The organism is Comamonas sp. E6 (genome assembly GCF_001010305.1).
GTDB classification, from domain to species: domain Bacteria; phylum Pseudomonadota; class Gammaproteobacteria; order Burkholderiales; family Burkholderiaceae_C; genus Comamonas; species Comamonas thiooxydans.
Genome location: NZ_BBXH01000022.1, coordinates 100,518 through 120,260, shown reverse-complemented (window position 1 = coordinate 120,260; position 19,743 = coordinate 100,518). Strand labels below are relative to the sequence as shown.

Here is a 19,743-nt window from a genome sequence, read left to right as displayed (position 1 = left end):
GTATGTCGACGGCACGCATGCCGATGCGCAGGTGCTGGTCCACACGCTCTCGATAGAAATGGTTGGCCATGCCAGGCAGCTTGATCTCGCCGTGCAGCGGCTTGTCGCTCACGCACAGCAAGGTGCCATAGGGCACGCGGAAGCGGAAGCCGTTGGCGGCAATGGTGGCCGACTCCATATCCAGCGCCACGGCTCGGCTCTGGCTGAAGCGGCGCTGGGGCAGGTTGTCAGGCAGCAGTTCCCAGTTGCGGTTGTCGGTGCTGGCCACGGTGCCGGTGCGCATGATGCGCTTGAGATCGACACGCTCCATCTGCGTGACATCGGCCACGGCCTGCTGCAGCGCGACCTGGATTTCGGCCAGTGCAGGAATCGGCACCCATAGAGGAAGCTCTTCGTCCAGCACATGGTCTTCACGCACATAGGCGTGGGCCAGCACATAGTCGCCCAGCTGCTGGCTGTTGCGCAGACCCGCGCAGTGGCCCAGCATCATCCAGGCATGAGGGCGCAGTACGGCGATGTGGTCGGTGATGGTCTTGGCATTGGCCGGGCCCACTCCGATATTGACCATGGTGATGCCGCTATTGTCTGCGCGCACCAGGTGGTATCCCGGCATCTGCGGCAGGCGCGGCGGCGCCGTGCCGAGTTCGTCGACGGCTTCCGCGGGCAGGCCGGCACGGCGGGTCACCACATTGCCGGGTTCGACAAAGGCAATGTATTCGCTGTCCTCCTTGGCCATTTCGGCGTGGCCCAGGCGGATGAATTCGTCGATATAGAACTGGTAGTTGGTGAACAGCACGAAGTTCTGAAACCAGTCGGGGGCCGTGCCTGTGTAGTGGCGCAGGCGATGCAGCGAGTAATCCACGCGCGGGGCGGTGAACAGCGACAGAGGCAGGGCCTCGCCGGCCGCCGCGCGCCAGGTGCCGTTGGCGATGCCGTCGTCCATGGATTCCAGGTCGGGCAGATCGAACACATCGCGCATCAGCATGCGGCGCTCTGGCGAGAGCGAACCTTCGATATGGTCGTTGTCGGCGAACGAGAAATGAATCGGGATGGGCTTGTCGCTGAGGCCTACTTCGATGGGGACCTGGTGGTGCAGGATCAGCAGGCGCAGTTGCTCGCCGAAGTAGCTGGCAAACAGGTCGGGCCGGGTCAGCGTGGCCTCGTAGGTGCCTGGGCCTTCCACAAAGCCGTAGGTCAGCTTGGTATCGGCTTGCGCCACCGTGGTGGTCTTGATGCGTACAAACGGGTAGTAGGCATGAATGGGCGCGGCCGGAGTTTCACCTGCCACGAAACGCTGCATGGCAGCTCGCAGATGGTCGATTTGCTCGCGGTACAGCTGCTGCACATGGGCCAATGCCTGAGGGGCATCCGTATGAAACATGCTGCTGCTTTTATGAGAGGGTGTCGGTGTATTCGAGGCCATGCACTATTGTCTTTGTAGCAGTTGACAGTGTTGCGACATCCATGCCGAGGCTTGCTCGGCAGATAATGGCGCTGACACGAGAAACCCTTGCATCATGGCACAGCCCATCTCTCTCAGAAGTTGCAGCTGTTCAGTGCTTTCCACACCTTCGGCCAGAATCTCCAGATGCAGGCTACGGCCCATCTGCACGATGGCATTGACAATGGCGGCCGCATCCGGGTTGTGGGGCAGATCGGTCACGAATGAGCGGTCGATCTTGAGCCGGTCTATGGGGTGCTTGCGCAGGTAGGCAAGAGACGAATAGCCGGTACCGAAATCGTCGATCGCCAGTCCCACGCCCAGTGCCTTGAGGGCATGCAGAGTCTGCTGCATCTGGTTGCCCGAGAGCATCAGCGTGGTTTCTGTGACCTCGATGTGCAGATAGCAGGCGTCCAGCCCCGTGTCGGCCAGTGCCTGCGCCACTTCCTTGACTACATCGCGCTGGCGGAATTCCTGTGCCGACAGGTTGACGGCCACGGGGATGGCGGGAAAGCCTTGTTGCTGCCAGGCACGGGCTTGACGGCAGGCCTGATAGAGCACCCAGCGGTCCACGGCTGCGATCAGCCCCCGGTTTTCGGCAAAGCCGATGAACTCGTCGGGCGAGACCAGGCCGCGGTGCGGGTGCTTCCAGCGCACCAGGGCTTCGAAGCCTGAAAGCTCGCCCGTCTGCATGAGGGTCTGCGGCTGGTAATGCAGCTCGAACTCACCGCGTTCCACGGCGTTGCGCAGCATTTGCTCCTGCATCAGCATGCGTGTGGCCCGGCTTTCGAGCGCAGGAGTGTAGAACTGGGAGAAGCTGCGGCCGCGACTCTTGGCCATCTGCATGGCGGCCTCGGCATTGCTCAGCAGGGACGCCGGACATTTCCCGTCCTTGGGATACATGGCGATGCCGACACTCACGGAAATCACCAGTTGGGTACCCTCGATCAGATAGGGCGCCTCTGCTGTAGCCCGAAGTCGCGTCAGCAGGGCCTCGGTCTCCAGCAGGCCGGGGTTGTCGGGCAGCACGACCACAAAGTCGTCGCTGCCGGTGCGGGCCACGATGTCCTGAGCACCCACAGTGCTTCGGAGCCGCTTCGCAAGCTCGCACAGCAGCAGATCCCCTGCCTGATGGCTGAGTGAATCGTTCACCGCCTTGAACTGGTCCAGGTCCAGTGACAGCACCGCCAATCGTGATTGCTCGCCAGCAGCCCTGGCGATGGCATCGGCCAGCAGATGGTTGAGACGTGCTCGGTTGGGCAGATGTGTCAGCAGGTCATGCTGGGTCAGATAGTCCATGTGCTGCCGGGTCTGAAGGCTTGCGGTCAGGTCGCGCAGCAGGACGATGCGATGCCTGTCCTTTTCTCCAGGCATGGTGCAGGCCTCTATCTCTACGGGGATTACCTGGCCGTTCTTGTGAATGATCACGGACTCGAGGCGATCCTCTCGCTCGCTGCGCATGTTCTGCAGCGCCCGCAGGCGCGCTTCAGGTGCCACGTAATCGAGAACCGGCGTGCCGCGCAGTTCGCCAAGCGAGTAGCCAACCAGCCGGGCCAGTGCGTCATTGCCGTCCGTGATGATGCCATCACGATGCAGCACGATGGCCTCGGTGGTGATGGCAGCGAACTTGCGCATGCGCTCTTCGCTGTCGCGTATCTGCTGTGTCGCCAGATGGTGGTGGCTGACATCGGTCATCAGCGCCACAACGCCCTTGAGTACGCCTTTTTCCTCATGAGGGCGCAGCACTGCCTCGATGTGTTGCAGCCGACCAGTCTCGTTTTCGACCTGGCGGGTGTAGCGCAGCGTCTGAGTGTTGTCGACGGCCACGGAGTCCAGATAAGGTTCGATCTGTGTCCAGACCAGCTCGCCCACAATGTCACGCACATCCATGCCCACTATGGTTTGCATGGTGTGGCCAAAGTGCTCTGCATAGCGCGCGTTGGCAAAGCGACAGGCGCGTGTGTCGGCATCAAAATAGGCCAGCATAGCGGGCGCTGTATCGGCCACCAGTCGAAGAATGGCGTCCTCATCCCTCGGTTGCTGTGCTATCAACGTATCAGGCATGCGCCTCCCTTTTTTCTGGGAGTATTTATATAGGAATCAGGTCAGCCTCGACCATGACATGTCCATCACGATAAGGGATTCTGGGTTGCTTTATAGACAACTTGCAAAGACTATTGATGCATAAAAGCACTTGGTGATATAGAGGCTGTAGAACCTGAACATGTCCAAATCTGACGTCTCAACATATTCACAATGGCTGCAGCCGCATAATTTGCTGCGCCTGTCCGTGGTGGTGGCGCTGCTCACCATTGTGCTCAAGACTCTGGCCTGGTGGCTGACCGGTTCGGTAGGCCTGCTGTCCGATGCACTGGAGTCCTTTGTGAATCTGGCCGGAGCCATGTTTGCACTGACCATGGTGACCGTGGCCAAGCGACCGGCGGATACCGAGCACCCCTATGGACATTACAAGGCGGAGTACTTCTCGGCCGGTTTCGAAGGCGTGCTGGTCATAGGCGCGAGCCTGGCGATTGCCTGGGCGGCGCTGTCGCGGCTGTGGAACCCGCAACCCCTGGAGCAACTGAGCTGGGGCCTGATGCTGTCGCTGCTCAGCACCGTCTTCAACGGGCTGCTGGCCTGGGTCATGCTGCGCTCTTCACGCAAATACCGCTCCATGGCGCTGGAGGGCGATGCGCGGCATCTGCTGACCGATGTCTGGACTTCGGTGGGCGTGGTGGTGGGTCTGCTGGCCGCCGCCTTGACAGGCTGGCTGTGGATGGATGCACTGGTGGCTCTGGCCGTGGCTGTGCATATCTGCGTGCAAGGGGTGCAACTGGTCTGGCAGTCCTCGCAAGGACTGATGGATCAGGCGCTGGACGCGCCGCAGCGTCTCAAGATTGACACTTTGCTGGACGGCTATGCCAAGCGCAACGAGGGGGTGAGCTTTGACAATATCTCCAGCCGTCAGGCGGGGGAGCGCAGCTTTGTGGACTTCCACATGCATGTTCCCGGCCAGTGGAGCGTGCAGCGAGCGGCACAATTGCGCTCGGAGATTGAAGCCGCGCTGCTGCAGGCCATTCCAGGCCTGTATGCCCGCATCGAGCTGCTGCCCATGGGTATGAACACGGTCAGTGAAGTGGCCGATGGAGAGCAGGGCGGCGAAGCACAGGGCGCGGCCAAGGAAGGTTTGAGTACATGATGAGTGTGATTCAGCGCGTCAAGCAGGCGCGCGTGGAGGTCGACGGCCGTATTACGGGCCAGATCGACCAGGGCTTGCTGGCGCTGGTCTGTGCCGAGCGCGGCGATACCGAGGCCGAGGCCGACAAGCTGCTGGCCAAGATGCTCAAGCTGCGCATCTTCAGCGATGAGGCCGGCAAGATGAACAAAAGCCTGCAGGACGTTGGCGGGGGGCTGCTGGTGGTCAGCCAGTTCACGCTGGCGGCCGACACCAGAGGCGGCAATCGCCCCAGTTTTACCGCCGCCGCCGCGCCAGACGAAGGCCGACGCCTCTACGAATACTTTGTGGACCAGGCCAGGCTTGCCCACGCTCAGGTGCAGACCGGCGAGTTCGCCGCCGACATGCAGGTGCACCTGGTCAATGACGGGCCCGTCACCATTCCCATGCGTATGGAGCCGCAGGCCTAGGCAGGGCCGGGCCTGCGACCCCATCCATCACCACGATTCCTACAAGAGCTGTTCATGAAGCAATCCTGCAATTCCTCTCTGTCCCTCATAGCCGCCGGCCTGATTCTGGGTCTGGCAGGCGCCAGTCTGCCCATCCAGGCGCAGACCTTGAAGAAACCCGCGCTGGATGCACTGATCGCATCGTCCGCCCCGACCCCGCCCGAATCCTTCAAGGCCTTTGCGCAGCAGGCTGCCAGGGCCGAGCCGGGTGTGGCGCCAGCCGTGCAGCGATACACGCGTGGCCAGACGCTGTCGGATGGCGAGCTCGCGGATATCGCGCGATTGCTGGGTGTGTACAACCGTCTGACGCAGGAGACAGCGGTGCTGGAGAGCCTGCAGCGCATGGTGGCGCTGCCCACGGTGCGCGATCCCAAGGTGCCCCCGCATGAGAGTCCGGCCATCCTGGACTTCGGCAAGCTCGTTGCATCCATGGCCACCGAATTCGGGCTGCGCTTTCGCAATGTGGACAATCGCATCTTTGAGGTGACACTGCCTGCCAATGCGGCGAGCCGCGCCAGCGAGGCGACCGAGTTCGGCATCCTGACCCATGCCGATGTGGTGCCGGTGGTGGCTGCAGAGTGGGTGCTGGACGGCAGGCAGATCAATCCTTTCCAGGTCACCCGCGTGGGCGATCGGCTTTATGGGCGCGGCACGATTGACGACAAGGGCTCCATCGCCACCGTGCTGTATGCGATGAAGGCGGTCAAGGACAGCGGTCTTCCGCTGTCGCGCAGCATTCGCCTGATGATAGAGACCACCGAGGAAACCGGCGGCGATGCCATGAAGTACTACCAGAGCAAGACCGCGCTGCCGCAGTACAACATCGTGCTGGACAGCAAGTACCCGGCCGTGGTCGCTGAAAAGGGCTCGGGCGCGCTCAAGGCCTTGTTTGCGGATGTCACCGTGGATGCAGCCAAGCCCGCCATCACCGCCATGAGCGGCGCCGCCTCGGCCAACTCCATTGCGCAGACGGCTTCCGCCACCGTCTCCGCCACCGATGCAGCTGCGCTGGATCAGATTGCGCAGAGCCTGTCTCAGGAAAAGGACGAGTTTGTGCGTCGGCACGAGGCGCTGGGCAAGTTCGCCATCGATGTGCAGCGCGCCGAGGGCCAGGTCACGGTCAAGGTCAGCGGCGCTTCCGCTCACGGCTCTCGCCCCGAGGAAGGGGTGAATCCCGTGCCGCGTCTTGCGCTGTTTCTGCAGCAGAGCCTGATGCCGGAACAGGGCGCGGCGCTGCTGCAGCCCAATCAGTACAGCCAGGCCGTGCGCTATATCAACGGCGTGTTTGGCCTGGACTATCTGGGCCGGCAGCTGGGTATCGCCTATGTCGATGATTTCATGGGGCCTCTCACGCTGTCGCCCAATCTCATCAGGTCGGCGGACGGCAAGCTGGAGGTGACGGCCAATGCGCGCATGCCGCGGGGCAAGACGCCGGAGCAGTTGCGCACCGAGGTGGAGCAGGGTATTGCCCGCTGGAGCGAAGCGGCCAAGGTGCCGGTCAGCGTGCAATACACCCAGGGCAACTGGATGGCCCGCGATCCCAAGGGTGCGTGGCTGAGCACCTTGCTCAATATCTTTGGCGACACCACGGGTCTGGATGCCAGGCCCGTGCCTACCGCAGGCAGCACCACGGCCAAGCTCATGCCCAATGCCATCAACTTCGGCCCGGCGATGCCCGGCAAGAAATACACGGCCCACAATGCGCTGGAGTACCAGGAGCTGCCGGATCTGCGCACGGACATGCAGATGTTCACCGAGATGCTGGTGCGCATCGGCAATCTGCAGCAAATGCAGTGATGAACGGCAGACAAGCCGCAGCCCCGATGGCGGGGCAGGCTTGCGGTTACTGCATCACGTTCATGACGGCCAGCGTCATGGTTTCCACACCGGTCTTGAGCGTGGGTTCTGGCTCGGGAGCGAAGAAGGGCGAGTGGTTGAAGGGCAGCGGCTTGCCGCCGGGCTGGCTGGCCTGGGCCACCTTCTGGGGATCGAACACGCCCAGGGTGTAGAACATGGATGGAACGCCCTGGTTGATGAAGTCGGAGAAATCTTCGCTGGCCGTGATGGGCGGGATGGGGATCACGTTCCGGTCGCCGAGCGCGGCCTTGAACAGCCTGACCGTGCGGCTTACCAGCGCCGCGTCGTTGACCACGGCGTCCGAGCCCTTGGTCAGTTTGATCTCGGGGGCAGGAGCGCCCGACATGGCGGCTTCGGCCTTGGCTGTGCGCTCTATGCCTTCGTGCATTCTGGTACGCACCTCGCTTTTGTAGCTGCGGATGGTGCCCAGCAGCCGCGCCTGGTCGGGAATGATATTGCCCGCGCTGCCCGAATTGAAGGCGCCCACGGTGACCACGCCGAACTCCATGGGGTCTTTTTCGCGGCTGATCACGCCCTGCACGTCGACCACAAAGCGCGAGGCCATGAGCACCGGGTCAATGCCTTTGTCCGGCATGGAGCCGTGGCTGCCACGGCCATGGAAAGTGATGTCCAGAGAGTCCGAATTGGAGGTCGCCGGCCCGGCCACATAGCCCACCATGCCATAAGGCATGGAGCCGGTATGCAGCGCAAAGGCGTAGTCGGGCTTGCCGAACTTCTTGAACAGGCCGTCGGCCAGCATGGCCTTGGCGCCGGTCACGGTTTCCTCGGAAGGCTGGGCGACGAACATCAGCGTACCCTTCCATTGATTCTTCAGGCCCAGCAGTGCCTGGGCCGTTCCCAGCCAGCTGGCCATATGCATGTCGTGGCCGCAGCTATGGGCGACAAAGCTCTCCTTGCCGTTGTACTGGGCCTTGGCCTTGCTCGCATAGGGCAGGCCGGTTTTTTCCTCCATGGGCAGGGCGTCCAGCTCGGTGCGCACCATGACGGTGGGACCTGCGCCATTGCGATAGATGGCAACCAGGCCGGTCTTGCCAATGCCCTCGGTGACCTCGAAGCCCAGCTTGCGCATTTCGGCAGCCAGCTTGGCGGCGGTACGCGTTTCCTGAAAACCCAGCTCGGGGTTGGCATGCAGGTCTTCGTAGACGCCGCGCAGCTGCGGATACATCTTGGCGATCAGCTGCTGCAGCTGGGGCTTGAGCGGCTGGGGATCCAGCTCTGCGGCCTGGGGCGAGGTCAGACTGGCGGCCAGCGCGGCGGCGATGCAGAACTTGCGAGTGAGGCTTGGGTGCATATTGGGTCTGTGGTTGGCGTCAAACAGAAGCGGCTCATGGAGAGCGCGCTTTCAGACTAGGAGCATGGCCGGCCCGGATTGAAGAGGGGCAACCCGCAAATGGCACCGTGAATAGCGATGGCTCAAGGCTTTTGCGGCGCAGGCCCGGGATAATCCGCTCCCATGAACACCTCCACCAGCGCCGCCCAGGCCTCTGATTCCACCGCTTTCTCGGCGCTGCCCCTGTCCCCCGAAATGCTGGCCAACCTCCAGCAACTCGGCTATGCGCAGATGACGCCCATCCAGGCCGCCAGTCTGCCGCTGACCCTGCAGGGCAAGGACCTGATCGCCCAGGCCAGCACCGGCAGCGGCAAGACGGCTGCCTTCGGCCTGCCCATGGTCGACCGCCTGAACCCGCGCTGGTTTGCCGTCCAGGCTCTGGTGCTGTGCCCCACACGCGAGCTGGCCGACCAGGTCGCCACCGAAATCCGCCGCCTGGCGCGCGCGCAGGACAATATCAAGGTCGTCACAGTCTATGGCGGCGTGCCCTCGCGCAACCAGATCGCCTCGCTGGAAAACGGTGCCCACATCGTCGTCGGCACGCCCGGGCGCGTGATGGATCTGATGGAGCGCGGCAAGCTCGACATCGGCAACCTCAAGACCCTGGTGCTGGACGAGGCCGATCGCATGCTGGACATGGGCTTTCTCGGCGACATCGAAACCGTGGTGCGCCAATGCCCGGCGGACCGTCAGACCTTGCTGTTCTCGGCCACCTACCCCGATGGCATTGCCTCGCTGGCCAGCCGCTTCATGCGCGATCCGCAGACCGTCAAGGTCGCGACCCAGCACAGCGCGGGCAAGATCGCGCAGCGCTGGTACGAAGTCGGTACTAGAGAAAAAGTGAGCGCGGTGGCCAAGCTGCTGGCACACTTCCGTCCTGAATCAAGCATTGCCTTTTGCAATACCAAGCAGCAATGCCGCGACGTGGTGAGCGAGCTGCAGGCCCAGGGCTTCAGCGCTCTGGCCCTGTTCGGCGAGCTGGAGCAGCGCGAGCGCGACGAGGTGCTGGTGCAGTTTGCCAACAAGAGCTGCAGCGTGCTGGTCGCCACCGATGTGGCGGCGCGCGGTCTGGACATCGCCGACCTGTCTGCAGTCATCAATGTGGATGTCACCCCCGACCCCGAGGTGCATATCCACCGTATCGGCCGCACGGGCCGTGGCGATGCCGAAGGCCTGGCGCTGAATCTGGTAAGCATGGACGAGATGGGCAGCGTGGGCAAGATCGAGCAGCTGCAAGGCCGTGCTTCACAATTCTTCCCCGTTGACGAACTCACGCCCGCTGCCGGTGGCGAGCTGCTGCCACCCATGATGACCATACAGATCATTGGCGGGCGCAAGGAAAAGATCCGCGCCGGCGATGTGATGGGCGCCATGTGCGCCGACTTCGGCTATAGCCGCGAGCAGATCGGCAAGATCAGCGTCAACGACTTTTCCACCTATGTGGCCGTGGATCGCAAGATTGCCTCGGCGGCCTGCGCCAAGCTCAATGCAGGCAAGGTCAAGGGCAAGACGGTCAAGGCTCGTCTGCTCTGAAAATATCGTCAAATTGGCCTCTGACGCTTATCTATCAAGCGCTGCGTGCTCACAAAAAAGCCTTCTCGGACCGAGAAGGCTTTTTGCTTTGGGCAGCGCTTCAGCCTTTGGCGAAGAACAGCCCTGCCATCACGAGCCCCGTGGCCACAATGCCCCAGCGCAGGACATGGGGTGCAATCTTGCGCGCCACGCGGGCTCCCAGATAGCCGCCCAGGGTGGCGGCCACCATCATGACGATGGCCTGCTTCCATTCCACAATGCCGCCCACGGCGTAGATCACCACGGCAATGGCCGTCAGCAGGGCAGAGACCAGGTTCTTCATGCCGTTCATGGCGTTGAGCGAGGTCTGGCCCAGCAGGCCGAACAAGGCCAGCAGCAAAATTCCCAGGCCGCCGTTGAAGTAGCCGCCATAGATGGCCACGATCAGCATGCCAGCAGCGGCTTTGGCCGCCGATGGGGTGGCATGGGCGGCATTCTTGCCCGAGGTCCAGGCGCGCAGCTGCGGCCCGAAGGCGAACATGGCGGTGGCGGCCAGCAGCAGCCAGGGAACGACCTTGCGGAAGGTGGCGTCGGGCGTGAACAGCAGCAGCGCCGCACCGGCGGAGCCGCCGATCAGGGACAGCGCCACCACCTGTTTCATGGACAGGCCCGGCGGGGACTGCATATCGTCTTTGAAGCCCCAGGCGCCCGCCATATAGCCTGGCAGCAGGGCCACGGTGCCCGTGGCATTGGCAATCACGGGTGGCACGCCGGTGAAGACCAGCGCGGGAAGGGTCAGAAAGCTGCCGCCACCGGCGACGGCGTTGAGCGCGCCGGCCGTGAAAGCTGCGGCCAGCAAAAGGGCGAGGTGGCCCAGGTTCTCCATGTTCTTGTCTCCTGATTTTCTCTATCGGCTTTGCGCCTTGTGGTTGGGGTCGATCTTAGGCGCTGGCCCGCGTCGCCTCTTTTCTTTTTCTTGTGTGGTTAATTATTTTTGGAAATAAAAGAATATGAAAACAGTATTTTGAGGAATAAGTGATTGTTTTGACAATCAACTCCTTAGTTAAGGAGTTTTGCCGTGAATCTGCCCCGTTTACTTTCCCGCACCGCCTGGGCCATGCTGGCTGCAAGCTGTGTATCGGGCGCAGCCATGGCTCAGCAGCCGGAGTTTCCTGCGCGCTCCGTCAGGCTGGTGGTGGCCAACGGCCCCGGCAGCGTCCCGGATCTGCTGGCCCGTCAGGTGGGCAATTTGGTGGGCAGGGACTGGAAGCAGGCCATCGTGGTGGAAAACAAGGGCGCGGCTGGCGGTGTCTCGGCTGTGGATGCCGTGGTCAAGGCCCAGCCCGATGGCTACACCCTTCTGGTGGGCGGCGACAGCGCCATCACCATCATGCCCAATGTGCAGCGCAACCTTCCCTATGACGTCAAGAACGACCTGGTGCCGGTGACCAAGCTGGGCCAGTCCGACTTCGTGCTGGTGGCCAATCCCCGCAAGGGCTTCAAGACCTTGCAGGACTTTGTGGCTTATGCCAAGACCCACCCGGGCAAGATCAACTATGCCTCCTCGGGCACGGGCGGCGCCCAGCATCTGGCCATGGAGCAGTTCAAGCAGCGCGCAGGCTTTTTCGCCACGCATATTCCCTATCGCGGCGGCCCTCAGGGCCTGCAGGATGTGTTGGCCGGCCAGGTCGATGTGATGCTGATTGCGATTGCTCCGGCGCTTACCCAGATCCAGAGCGGCAAGCTCACGGCGCTGGCCGTGTCCGGTCTGCAGCGCCATGCACTGCTGCCCCAGGTGCAGACCCTGGCCGAGAGTTACAAGGGCTTTGAGGCTGGTGCCTGGTTCGGTTTGTTCGCACCCAAGGGCACGCCCGCTGCCGTGGTCCAGGCCATCGCCCAGGACACGGACAAGGCGCTCAAGGACCCCGAGCTGCGCAAGAGTCTGCTGCAGCAGGGCATCACCCCCGTGGGGGAGGGCCAACAAGTGTTTGCCAAGCAGATCAAGACCGAAGATGTGCGCGTTGCCCAACTGGTGCGCAGCATTGGCCTGAGCGTCGAGTAAACGGCTTTACGCACCAGCAGAAAAAGCGGCCGAGGGCCGCTTTTCCTTTGCTCTAGGGAAGTGGGTCAGAAGTTGTAACGCAGGCCGATCGAGATTTCGCTGGCCGTCAGCTTGGCACGCATCTGCTCGTCCTGCAGGCCGCGGACGTTGGCGAAGTTGTTGGCACCGCTCTTGGCCTTGCCCATGTCGATATAGCGCCAGCCCAGGTCGATGCTGAGCTTCTGGATAGGCGAATAGCTGACGCCAAAACCCACGGAATACGCCAGATTGCTCTGGGTGTCGCTGATGTACTGACGGCCCGGATTGCCCTGCCAGCCGCTGGACTCCAGACGGGCCAGCCCCAGGCCGGCCATTCCGTACAGCGAGAACCGGGCGTTCAGGGGGAAATCCTTGTATGCATTGACCATCAGGCGCTGCGAGCGGATCTGGTGGTGGTTGAAGCTGGTGGGGAAGCGGGTGGAGCCGCTGGTGAACTCGTTGTTCTTGGGCAGGGTGTACTCGGCTTCCACGCGCCAGTTCGACGGGAGTTGATAACCAAGGGCCAGCGAGCCCCCTGTGGCGGTATTCGACTCGTCGCCAGGCACGAACTGGCCCAGGCCGGGGCGGGCGCTGGAGTCCATGTCGTGGGCTTGGTAGCGTGCGGAATTGATCCGCAGTGCGCCGTAGTAGCTATCGTCGGCAAAAGCGCTGCCTGCGGCAGCCAGGATCAGCAGGGAGGCAAGGCGTTGAAATTTCACGAAAAATCCTAGATCCGATTACTTCAGCAGGTCCTGCACCTTGGCCAGGGCGGCCTGTGCGCATTGGTCGTCCAGATGGCCGCCGGGCGCACCGGCCACGCCCACGGCACCGATCACCTCATTGCCCACCTTCACGGGCACGCCGCCGCCCAGCAGCAGGAAGCCGGGGATGTCCTTGAGGTTGGTTGCGCCGGCGTTCTTCTGGGAGTTCTCCATGATGGCAAGCGTTGGCGCCTTGGCCGATGCCGAGGTGAAGGCCTTTTCGCGGCTGGCTTCCACGGTGTGTGGGCCGGCGTTGTCGGCACGCTGCACGGCGCGCACGCCGCCGGCGCGATCGACCACGGTGGCGGTCACGGCATAGCTGTTGGCGGTGCAGGCCGAGACGGACTGGGCGGCGATCTGGTTGGCCAGCTCTAGCGACATATTCTTTTCCGTGCGCACGGCCTGGGCGTTGGCGGTGCCGGCGGTCAGGGTGGCCAGAGTCAGGGCGGCGAGTGTCAGAGTGCGTTTCATACGTTTTTCCGGGTGGATGGGTATGAACGCAACTGTAGAAAAACGCCACCCGGGCGTCCATGCGGCAGGCTACGCGCCTACCTCCGTAGAACTACGGAGCGGCGTCCTCGACCAGGGCCGCGTAGCGCCGGATGAGCATGGCCAGCGAGTCGGTCTCCAGCTTAGCGAACAGGTTGGCGCGGTGGGTCTCCACCGTGCGCGGCGAGAGCGACAGCGCGCGACCGATCTCCTTGTTGGTGAGCCCCTCCACGATCAGGCCCAGCACCTCGCATTCGCGGCTCGAGAGCTGTGCATAACGCTCGCGCGCCTGCCGGTCGGCCTGGTGGCGCTCGCGCGAGCGTACATGCTGGCGCACGGAGGCCTGCAGCGCCTCGATGAGCAGCTCGTCATCGACCGGCTTCTCAAGGAATTCCGCAGCCCCGGCCTTGAAGGCGCGGCGGCACATCTCCACGGTTCCATGGCCCGTGAGCATGATCACAGGCTGATCCACCCCTTGCGCCACCAGCCTGTCCAGCACCGCCAGCCCGCTGATGCCAGGCATGCGCACGTCGAGCACGATGGCGCCCACGTCGCTGCGGTCGAACTCGGCGAGAAAGACATGCGGGTCGGACCAGGTTTGGACGCGCAGGCCTACCGTGCCTATGAGCAGTGCCAGGCTGTCGCGCACGGCGGCATCGTCGTCCACAAGGTGAATCAGGGGCGAGAGGGAAGAGGTCATGTCGCGTTCAAGGCTGGTGTGCCAGCGGGAGCTGCAGATGGAATTCGGCCCCAGGCCCATCGGCAGGCGAAGGAGAGGATGGCGCCAAAGTGAGCTCGCCTCCCATCGCCTGCGCCAGGCTTTCCGACAGCGACAGGCCCAATCCCAGGCCGCCGGAGCGTGTGGTGTAGAACGGGGTGAACAGGCGCGCTCGCGCCTCGGGCGCCACGCCGGGTCCGGTGTCGCGCACGCTCAGCAGGACCCGCGCGCCCTGGGGGCTAAGGGTGAGGCGCAAGCGGCGCCGGCCGGGCTCGGTCTGCTCCATGGCCTGCAGCGCGTTCATCACCAAGTTGTGGATGATCTGCTGCAAGGCCACAGGCTCGGCGCGCACGGCCGGCAGGTCTGCGGGAGCATCCACCTGCACGGCAATGCTGCGGCGGCGCAGCTCGGGCTCCAGCAGGTGCAGCGCATCATGTACGGCGGTGGACAGGGACAGAGTCTGGACCTGGCCTGACAGGTCGGGCCGCTCGACCACGCGGCGCAGGCGTCCCACGACGGTGCTGGCGCGCCTTGCCTGGGCCACGGCCTGATTCATGGCATGGCGCGCCATGTCCAGATCTGGCTCCTCATCGCCCAGCAGGCGCTGCGCCGCCTGGGTATTGGCCAGCAGCGCGGTCAGCGGCTGGTTGAGTTCATGTGCCATGCCCGCGGCCAGTTCGCCGAACTGGTTGAGACGGGCGACCTGGCCCAGACGCAGCAGCTCTTCTGCCCGGCGTGCGGCCACGCGCTGGCGCAGCAGGGTGCGCAGTGCGGCCAGTGCTGCAGCGCTGGCCGCCGCCCAGGCCAGCATGGTGGCCCAGGGCAACTCGCTCCAGCCCACGTCGCGCTCCAGCACCACATCGAAGGGCTGGCTCTGCGAGGCCAGCAGCTTGTGAAAGTCGTAATTCCAGCCGCGCTCCAGTTGCCGTCCGGCCTGCACGGTAAAGGCTTGGCCCTGATACTGAAGCCGCACGCGCACTGGACTGGTCCGGGCATCCATGGGCCACTCGTCCCAGGGAATGGTGGCATGCAGATCCAGCAGCAGGGCGTGGTCGGCGGCTGGGCCGGCAAGCGCCAGCCATACCCGGCCTTTGGGCAGGTCGGCACGGGCCAGTTCGGCATGGCCGCTTTGCAGCGAGCGGGCCTCTGCCATATCCAGCGCGGCACCCAGGTCATGGGGCCAGTCAGCCGGCCAGCTGCTGTCCGGTAGGCGGCGCAGTACCTCGATGATTTGCGGATAGGCGGCGGGCAGGCGCGGCAGCGGCAAGGCTACCTTGGCACTGCGGCCTTGCGCAGGTGGCTGCAGCAGGGGCAGCATGGCCATTACCGCATCGTGCTGCACGGCACGCTGGCTCAGCAGCCGGTGCACGATGCGCGCATCCGTCACGAATGCATCCTCCAGGGTCTGCAACCGCGCATGCACGAGCCAGCCTGCGCCTGCAATGGCCACCAGGGCCCAGGCCATCAGCCAGGCCAGGGGGCGGCGCCAGTGGGGGATGATCATGGCCGGTGTTGTCGCGGATTATTTGGCGTAAGGGTCTTCGTAACCCATCTCCTTCATGATGTCGGTCTCGTAAGCCTCCATCTCTTCGGCGTCTTCCTCGCTGGTTTCGTGGTCCCAGCCCTGGGCATGCAGCGTGCCATGCACCAGCAGATGGGCGTAATGCTCTTCCAGGCTCTTGTTCTGCTCCTGGGCCTCGCGCTCCACCACGGGGGCGCAGAGCACCAGATCGGCCATCACGCAAGGCTCCTGCTGATAGTCGAAGGTCAGCACATTGGTCGCGTAGTCCTTTTTGCGGTACTCGCGATTGAGCTTGCGGCCTTCCTCTGTATCCACGATGCGCACCGTGATCTCGGCATCCACGGCCAGCGCATGGCGGATCCAGCGCGTGACGCGGCTGCGGCTCAGCAGTTCGCGATGGGCGGCGGCCTCTGCGCTGGGACCGAATTGCAGCGATAGTTGCAGTTGATTTAAGGTCATTTTGGCTTTTAGCCCTTATGAGGTAAGCGCTAGTAGCTATTAATTTTGATTAAAGTTCGTCTGCCGTTGGCAGCGGGCGGGTCGTTCGGGGGCTGCTGCGGTGCTTGGGCGCCGAAGTGCCTTCGGACACGCGGCCGCGTGCGTCATAGGCGTCCACAATGCGGGCCACCAGCGGGTGGCGCACCACGTCGGCGCTGGTGAAGTGGTTGATGGAGATGCCCTTGACCCGTTTGAGGACGCGCTCGGCATCGACAAGTCCGCTGGGTGCTCCCTTGGGCAGGTCGACCTGGCTCACGTCGCCCGTGACCACGGCCTTGGCGCCAAAGCCGATGCGGGTCAGAAACATCTTCATCTGCTCGGGCGTGGTGTTCTGCGCCTCGTCCAGGATCACGAAGGCGTTGTTCAGCGTGCGTCCGCGCATGAAGGCCAGCGGCGCGATCTCCAGCGCATTGCGCTCGAAAGCCTTCTGCACCTTCTCGTAACCCATCAGATCGTAGAGCGCGTCATACAGCGGGCGCAGATAGGGGTCCACCTTCTGCGTCAGGTCGCCGGGCAGAAAGCCCAGGCGTTCGCCGGCTTCCACGGCGGGCCGGGTCAGCACGATGCGCTGCACGGCGCTGCGCTCCAGCGCGTCCACGGCGCAGGCCACGGCCAGATAGGTCTTGCCCGTGCCGGCCGGGCCGATGCCGAAGCTGATGTCGTGATTGGCGATGTTTTCCAGATACAGCGCCTGGTTGGGCGTGCGGGCGCGCAGATCGGCACGGCGCGTAGTCAATTGCGGAGCCGTCAGGTCGGCCTCCAGCATCTCGACATCGCCGGCCAGCATGAGCTGCAGCGTATCTTCCGCAATCACGTAGTCGGCGATCTCATAGAGAGCCTGAAGCAGCTCCAGCGCCTCATTGGCCTTGGCCTTGGGGCCGTCGATCTTGAACTGCTCGTGGCGGTGAGCGATCTTGACGCCCAGCGCGATTTCGATGGTGCGCAGATGCGCATCTGCCGGGCCGCAGAGATGGGTCAGGCGCGTATTGTTATGGGGTGTGAAGGTATGGCGCAGGATCACGCGGATAATTTCTCAAAAGAATCGCCGCACGGTGCGGCAAAGGATTTCAATGATAGGCAAATTGACTGGAACGCTGCTGGAAAAAAACCCGCCCGAAGTCCTGGTGGACTGTGCCGGTGTGGGCTATGAGGTGCAGGTGCCCATGAGCACCTTCTACAACCTGCCTGCCAATGGTGCCAAGGTAGCCTTGCTGACCCATTTTGTGGTGCGGGAAGACGCCCAGCTGCTGTTCGGCTTCGGTACGGCCCGCGAGCGCCAGACCTTCCGCGAACTCATCAAGATCACCGGCATAGGACCGCGCATGGCACTGGCCGTGCTCAGCGGCATGAGCATCGATGATCTCGCGGACGCGGTATCGCAGCAGCAAGCAGGGCGATTGGTCAAGGTGCCCGGCATCGGCAAGAAGACCGCCGAGCGTCTGCTGCTGGAGCTCAAGGGCAAGATCGGCGCGGATACCGGTGCGCAGTCGCTGTTTGCCAATAACAACGACCAGAACGATATTCAGCAGGCACTGATGGCGCTGGGCTACTCGGACAAGGAAGCATCGGCCGCCCTCAAGAAACTCCCACCCGATGTAGGGGTGAGCGAGGGCATTAAGCTCGCGCTCAAGGCTTTGACCAAATAGCTTCGCTGGCCCTGTGCCAGTCCGATCGTGAACTGCAGGAGAACACGATATGCATTGGTGGATACAGGGCAGGCGCATTCCCTCTCTATGCGCAAGCCTGATGCTGGTGGTGCTGACCGCTTGCGGCGGCGGAGGGGGCGGAGGCAGTGTTCCGGACCCGGGCCCTGGCGGCGCAGGTGTCGGTAACGGCGGCAATGGTGCGGGCGTCGCAGAGACCAGTCCTCCGCCGGGTCCGCCCACGGCCTATGTGCTGGATTCGCTGATAGTGCCTGTCGCCCAGACTGCGGCTTCGGCCAGAGGCGTGGCCGTGGCATCCGTGGCCGTGCGACCCAAGGCCGTCGATCTGGCTTTGCCGCAGTGGAACGACGCGCCTTTGCCGGTCATGCCCATGCCTGGTGTGCCCATGCAAATAGGGGCGCCGCGGGCGCTGTCTTCGCTGCAGTCCACTGGCGACATGGCACGTACGTTGCGATGGGCCGGGGCACCGGATGGCGGACAGGTGGCGGCGATAAGCATCACATCGACCGGCGCCCATGGCCTGCGGCTGGGGCTGGTGGTCGATGCCATGCCCGATGCCGCCGAGCTCAGGCTGTACCGCAAGGATCGCAGCAAGACCGGGTTCGAGACCACGGGCAAGGCCATCAACGAGGCCATTGCGCGCAACCGTCGTGTCGACGGCGATACCCGGGCGGCTGGCATCTGGTGGACCCCCGACCTGGGCGCCGATGAGGTCACACTGGAGATTGCACTGCCTGCGGGACTGTCGACATCGCAGCTGCGCATTGCCATTCCCACACTCACCCATGCCTATGTCAACCTGGCCCTGCCCGTGGAGCTGGAGCTGCGCGATAGCCTTGTGCCCAGAAATGTGGGTGATGCAGCAGGTTGTGAGCTCGATGCCAGCTGCGCCGATCAGTACGCGGTCGAGCGCAATGCCGTGGCGCGCATGACCTATGTGGGCTCCGACAACCGCTACTACTACTGCACGGGCTCCCTGCTGAACAATACCAAGCGGGACTACACGCCGTACTTTCTATCGGCCAGTCACTGCATCTCGACGCAGGTAGCCGCCACTTCGCTGCGCACAGACTGGTTTTTCCGCTCGGCAAGCTGCAATAGCTTCGAGCCGAATGCAAGTACCTCGGCGCTGCAGCGCGGTGCCACGCTGCTGTATTCGACCGCTGTGACCGATGCCACGCTGATGCGACTCAATGAGGTGCCACCTGCCGGCGCGACGCTGGCCGGCTGGGATGCGAGAGGAACGGCGGTGACGGGGACGGCCATCTACGGACTGCATCACCCGCAGGGCGATTTGCTCAAATACAGCGAAGGCCAGGTGCAAAGCTACAGAAACTGCAGTCTGGGCGCCGGCAGCATCACCTGCAGCCCGGGCAATGCCCAGAGCGATTTTGTGAACGTCGGCTGGAGCAAGGGCGTGACCGAAGGCGGCAGCAGTGGCTCGGCCATGTTTGCGGGCGGACGCGTCGTGGGCACGTTGTCCGGCGGCAGCAGCTCGTGTACGGTCAGCGGCGGCTCCGATGTCTACAGCCGCTTCGACCGGACCTTCAGCAGCCAGATCGGGAACTGGCTGGCGCAGTGACCGAGGGCCGGGCCTATTTCCCCTGCAACTGCCTGACGGCCGCCTTGGTCTGCTCCACATGGGCCAGCGGGTCGCTGCTGACAAGGGCGAACTTCACCTTGCCGTCCTGGCCCACCACATAGGAGATGCGGTCGGCCCTGGCAGGGTTGGCGGCAGCACCCGCGTCATAGGCCTTGATGGTGACGGCCCGAGGGTCCGATGCCACGGCAAACTGGTCGCGGCAGGCCTCGGTGGAAAAGCGCTTGAGGGTGTCGATATCGTCATGTGACATGCCCACCACCGTGGCTTTCATGGCGGCGAACTGGGGCGTGGCTTCGGCAAAGGCATGGGCTTCCAGCGTGCAGCCCTGGGTGAAGGCCTTGGGGAAGAAGTACAGCACCACCGGCCCTTTCTTGAGCGCCTCGGCCATATCGAAGTCAAAAGCCTTGCCGGCAACGGCCGCGGGCGTCTTGAAGCCAGGTGCTGCATCGCCGGCCTTGAGCGCAGCCTGGGCAGCGACGGACAGGCAAAGCAGGGCGGCCGTACAGGCCAGGGTGTGAATACGCATGAAAAAGCTCCTCGGATCTTTGCCGTCATTGTGCGCA

At 63.5% G+C, this 19,743-nt stretch carries 18 protein-coding genes; 7 read left to right on the top strand and 11 right to left on the bottom strand.

Annotated features, from left to right (window positions below; all coding sequences use genetic code 11):
- Both CSE6_RS19460 and CSE6_RS19455 read right to left on the bottom strand, forming a co-directional pair.
- A partial coding sequence (locus CSE6_RS19460) for an AMP nucleosidase (RefSeq protein WP_059441279.1) occupies window positions 1–1,381 on the bottom strand: 1,381 nt, incomplete at its 3' end.
- 45 nt (window positions 1,382–1,426) lie between these two features.
- Complete coding sequence (locus tag CSE6_RS19455; RefSeq protein ID WP_059441278.1) at window positions 1,427–3,505, bottom strand: bifunctional diguanylate cyclase/phosphodiesterase; 2,079 nt, start codon at window positions 3,503–3,505, stop codon at window positions 1,427–1,429.
- A gap of 160 nt (window positions 3,506–3,665) precedes the next feature.
- On the opposite strand from CSE6_RS19455, the gene CSE6_RS19450 reads away from it, so the two are divergent.
- From CSE6_RS19450 to CSE6_RS19440, 3 genes are read left to right on the top strand one after another with little or no spacing between them, the layout of a single operon-like run.
- Window positions 3,666–4,640: a cation diffusion facilitator family transporter gene (locus CSE6_RS19450; RefSeq protein WP_034354754.1), complete on the top strand. Its 975-nt coding sequence runs from the start codon at window positions 3,666–3,668 to the stop codon at window positions 4,638–4,640.
- Window positions 4,637–5,086, top strand: coding sequence for a D-aminoacyl-tRNA deacylase (gene dtd / locus CSE6_RS19445; protein ID WP_034377252.1), 450 nt, complete (start codon window positions 4,637–4,639; stop codon window positions 5,084–5,086). Before CSE6_RS19450 ends, dtd begins: the two co-directional genes overlap by 4 nt.
- Before the next feature lie 54 nt (window positions 5,087–5,140).
- Complete coding sequence (locus tag CSE6_RS19440; protein ID WP_059441277.1) at window positions 5,141–6,922, top strand: dipeptidase; 1,782 nt, start codon at window positions 5,141–5,143, stop codon at window positions 6,920–6,922.
- 46 nt (window positions 6,923–6,968) lie between these two features.
- Here CSE6_RS19440 and CSE6_RS19435 read toward each other — a convergent pair whose 3' ends face one another.
- Window positions 6,969–8,294: an amidohydrolase gene (locus tag CSE6_RS19435; RefSeq protein WP_059441276.1), complete on the bottom strand. Its 1,326-nt coding sequence runs from the start codon at window positions 8,292–8,294 to the stop codon at window positions 6,969–6,971.
- 162 nt (window positions 8,295–8,456) lie between these two features.
- Here CSE6_RS19435 and dbpA point away from each other — a divergent pair, with 162 nt between their 5' ends.
- Complete coding sequence (gene dbpA / locus CSE6_RS19430) at window positions 8,457–9,866, top strand: ATP-dependent RNA helicase DbpA (protein WP_059441275.1); 1,410 nt, start codon at window positions 8,457–8,459, stop codon at window positions 9,864–9,866.
- A 100-nt stretch (window positions 9,867–9,966) separates the two neighbouring features.
- Here the strand turns inward: dbpA and CSE6_RS19425 are convergent, their stop codons facing one another.
- The gene (locus tag CSE6_RS19425; RefSeq protein WP_034354738.1) at window positions 9,967–10,731 is read right to left on the bottom strand and encodes a sulfite exporter TauE/SafE family protein; all 765 of its coding nucleotides are present in this window, start codon (window positions 10,729–10,731) and stop codon (window positions 9,967–9,969) included.
- Window positions 10,732–10,923: 192 nt separating this feature from the next.
- Here CSE6_RS19425 and CSE6_RS19420 point away from each other — a divergent pair, with 192 nt between their 5' ends.
- Window positions 10,924–11,907, top strand: a complete 984-nt coding sequence (locus CSE6_RS19420) for a tripartite tricarboxylate transporter substrate binding protein (protein ID WP_059441274.1) — start codon at window positions 10,924–10,926, stop codon at window positions 11,905–11,907.
- Between the two features lie 65 nt (window positions 11,908–11,972).
- On the opposite strand, the gene CSE6_RS19415 is transcribed toward CSE6_RS19420, so the two are convergent.
- The 6 genes from CSE6_RS19415 to CSE6_RS19390 all read right to left on the bottom strand — a co-directional run bounded on the left by CSE6_RS19415 (window position 11,973) and on the right by CSE6_RS19390 (window position 16,934).
- The gene (locus tag CSE6_RS19415; protein WP_059441273.1) at window positions 11,973–12,644 is read right to left on the bottom strand and encodes an outer membrane protein; all 672 of its coding nucleotides are present in this window, start codon (window positions 12,642–12,644) and stop codon (window positions 11,973–11,975) included.
- An 18-nt stretch (window positions 12,645–12,662) separates the two neighbouring features.
- Entirely contained in the window at window positions 12,663–13,157 is a 495-nt protein-coding gene (locus CSE6_RS19410; protein WP_059441272.1) for a heme-binding protein, read from the bottom strand.
- A 91-nt stretch (window positions 13,158–13,248) separates the two neighbouring features.
- Window positions 13,249–13,875, bottom strand: coding sequence for a response regulator transcription factor (locus CSE6_RS19405; protein ID WP_034354728.1), 627 nt, complete (start codon window positions 13,873–13,875; stop codon window positions 13,249–13,251).
- A gap of 7 nt (window positions 13,876–13,882) precedes the next feature.
- Complete coding sequence (locus CSE6_RS19400; RefSeq protein WP_059441271.1) at window positions 13,883–15,397, bottom strand: sensor histidine kinase; 1,515 nt, start codon at window positions 15,395–15,397, stop codon at window positions 13,883–13,885.
- 18 nt (window positions 15,398–15,415) lie between these two features.
- Entirely contained in the window at window positions 15,416–15,874 is a 459-nt protein-coding gene (ybeY, locus tag CSE6_RS19395; RefSeq protein ID WP_034377242.1) for an rRNA maturation RNase YbeY, read from the bottom strand.
- 49 nt (window positions 15,875–15,923) lie between these two features.
- Complete coding sequence (locus tag CSE6_RS19390; RefSeq protein ID WP_059441270.1) at window positions 15,924–16,934, bottom strand: PhoH family protein; 1,011 nt, start codon at window positions 16,932–16,934, stop codon at window positions 15,924–15,926.
- 49 nt (window positions 16,935–16,983) lie between these two features.
- On the opposite strand from CSE6_RS19390, the gene ruvA reads away from it, so the two are divergent.
- A complete protein-coding gene (gene ruvA, locus CSE6_RS19385; RefSeq protein ID WP_012839968.1) occupies window positions 16,984–17,559 on the top strand; it encodes a Holliday junction branch migration protein RuvA in 576 nt (191 codons plus the stop codon).
- Between the two features lie 49 nt (window positions 17,560–17,608).
- Window positions 17,609–19,159, top strand: coding sequence for a serine protease (locus tag CSE6_RS19380; RefSeq protein ID WP_059441269.1), 1,551 nt, complete (start codon window positions 17,609–17,611; stop codon window positions 19,157–19,159).
- Between the two features lie 13 nt (window positions 19,160–19,172).
- Here the strand turns inward: CSE6_RS19380 and CSE6_RS19375 are convergent, their stop codons facing one another.
- Window positions 19,173–19,706 (bottom strand): peroxiredoxin, encoded by a 534-nt coding sequence (locus CSE6_RS19375; RefSeq protein WP_003068738.1) that lies wholly within the window; start codon window positions 19,704–19,706, stop codon window positions 19,173–19,175.
- Between the last annotated feature and the right edge of the window lie 37 nt (window positions 19,707–19,743).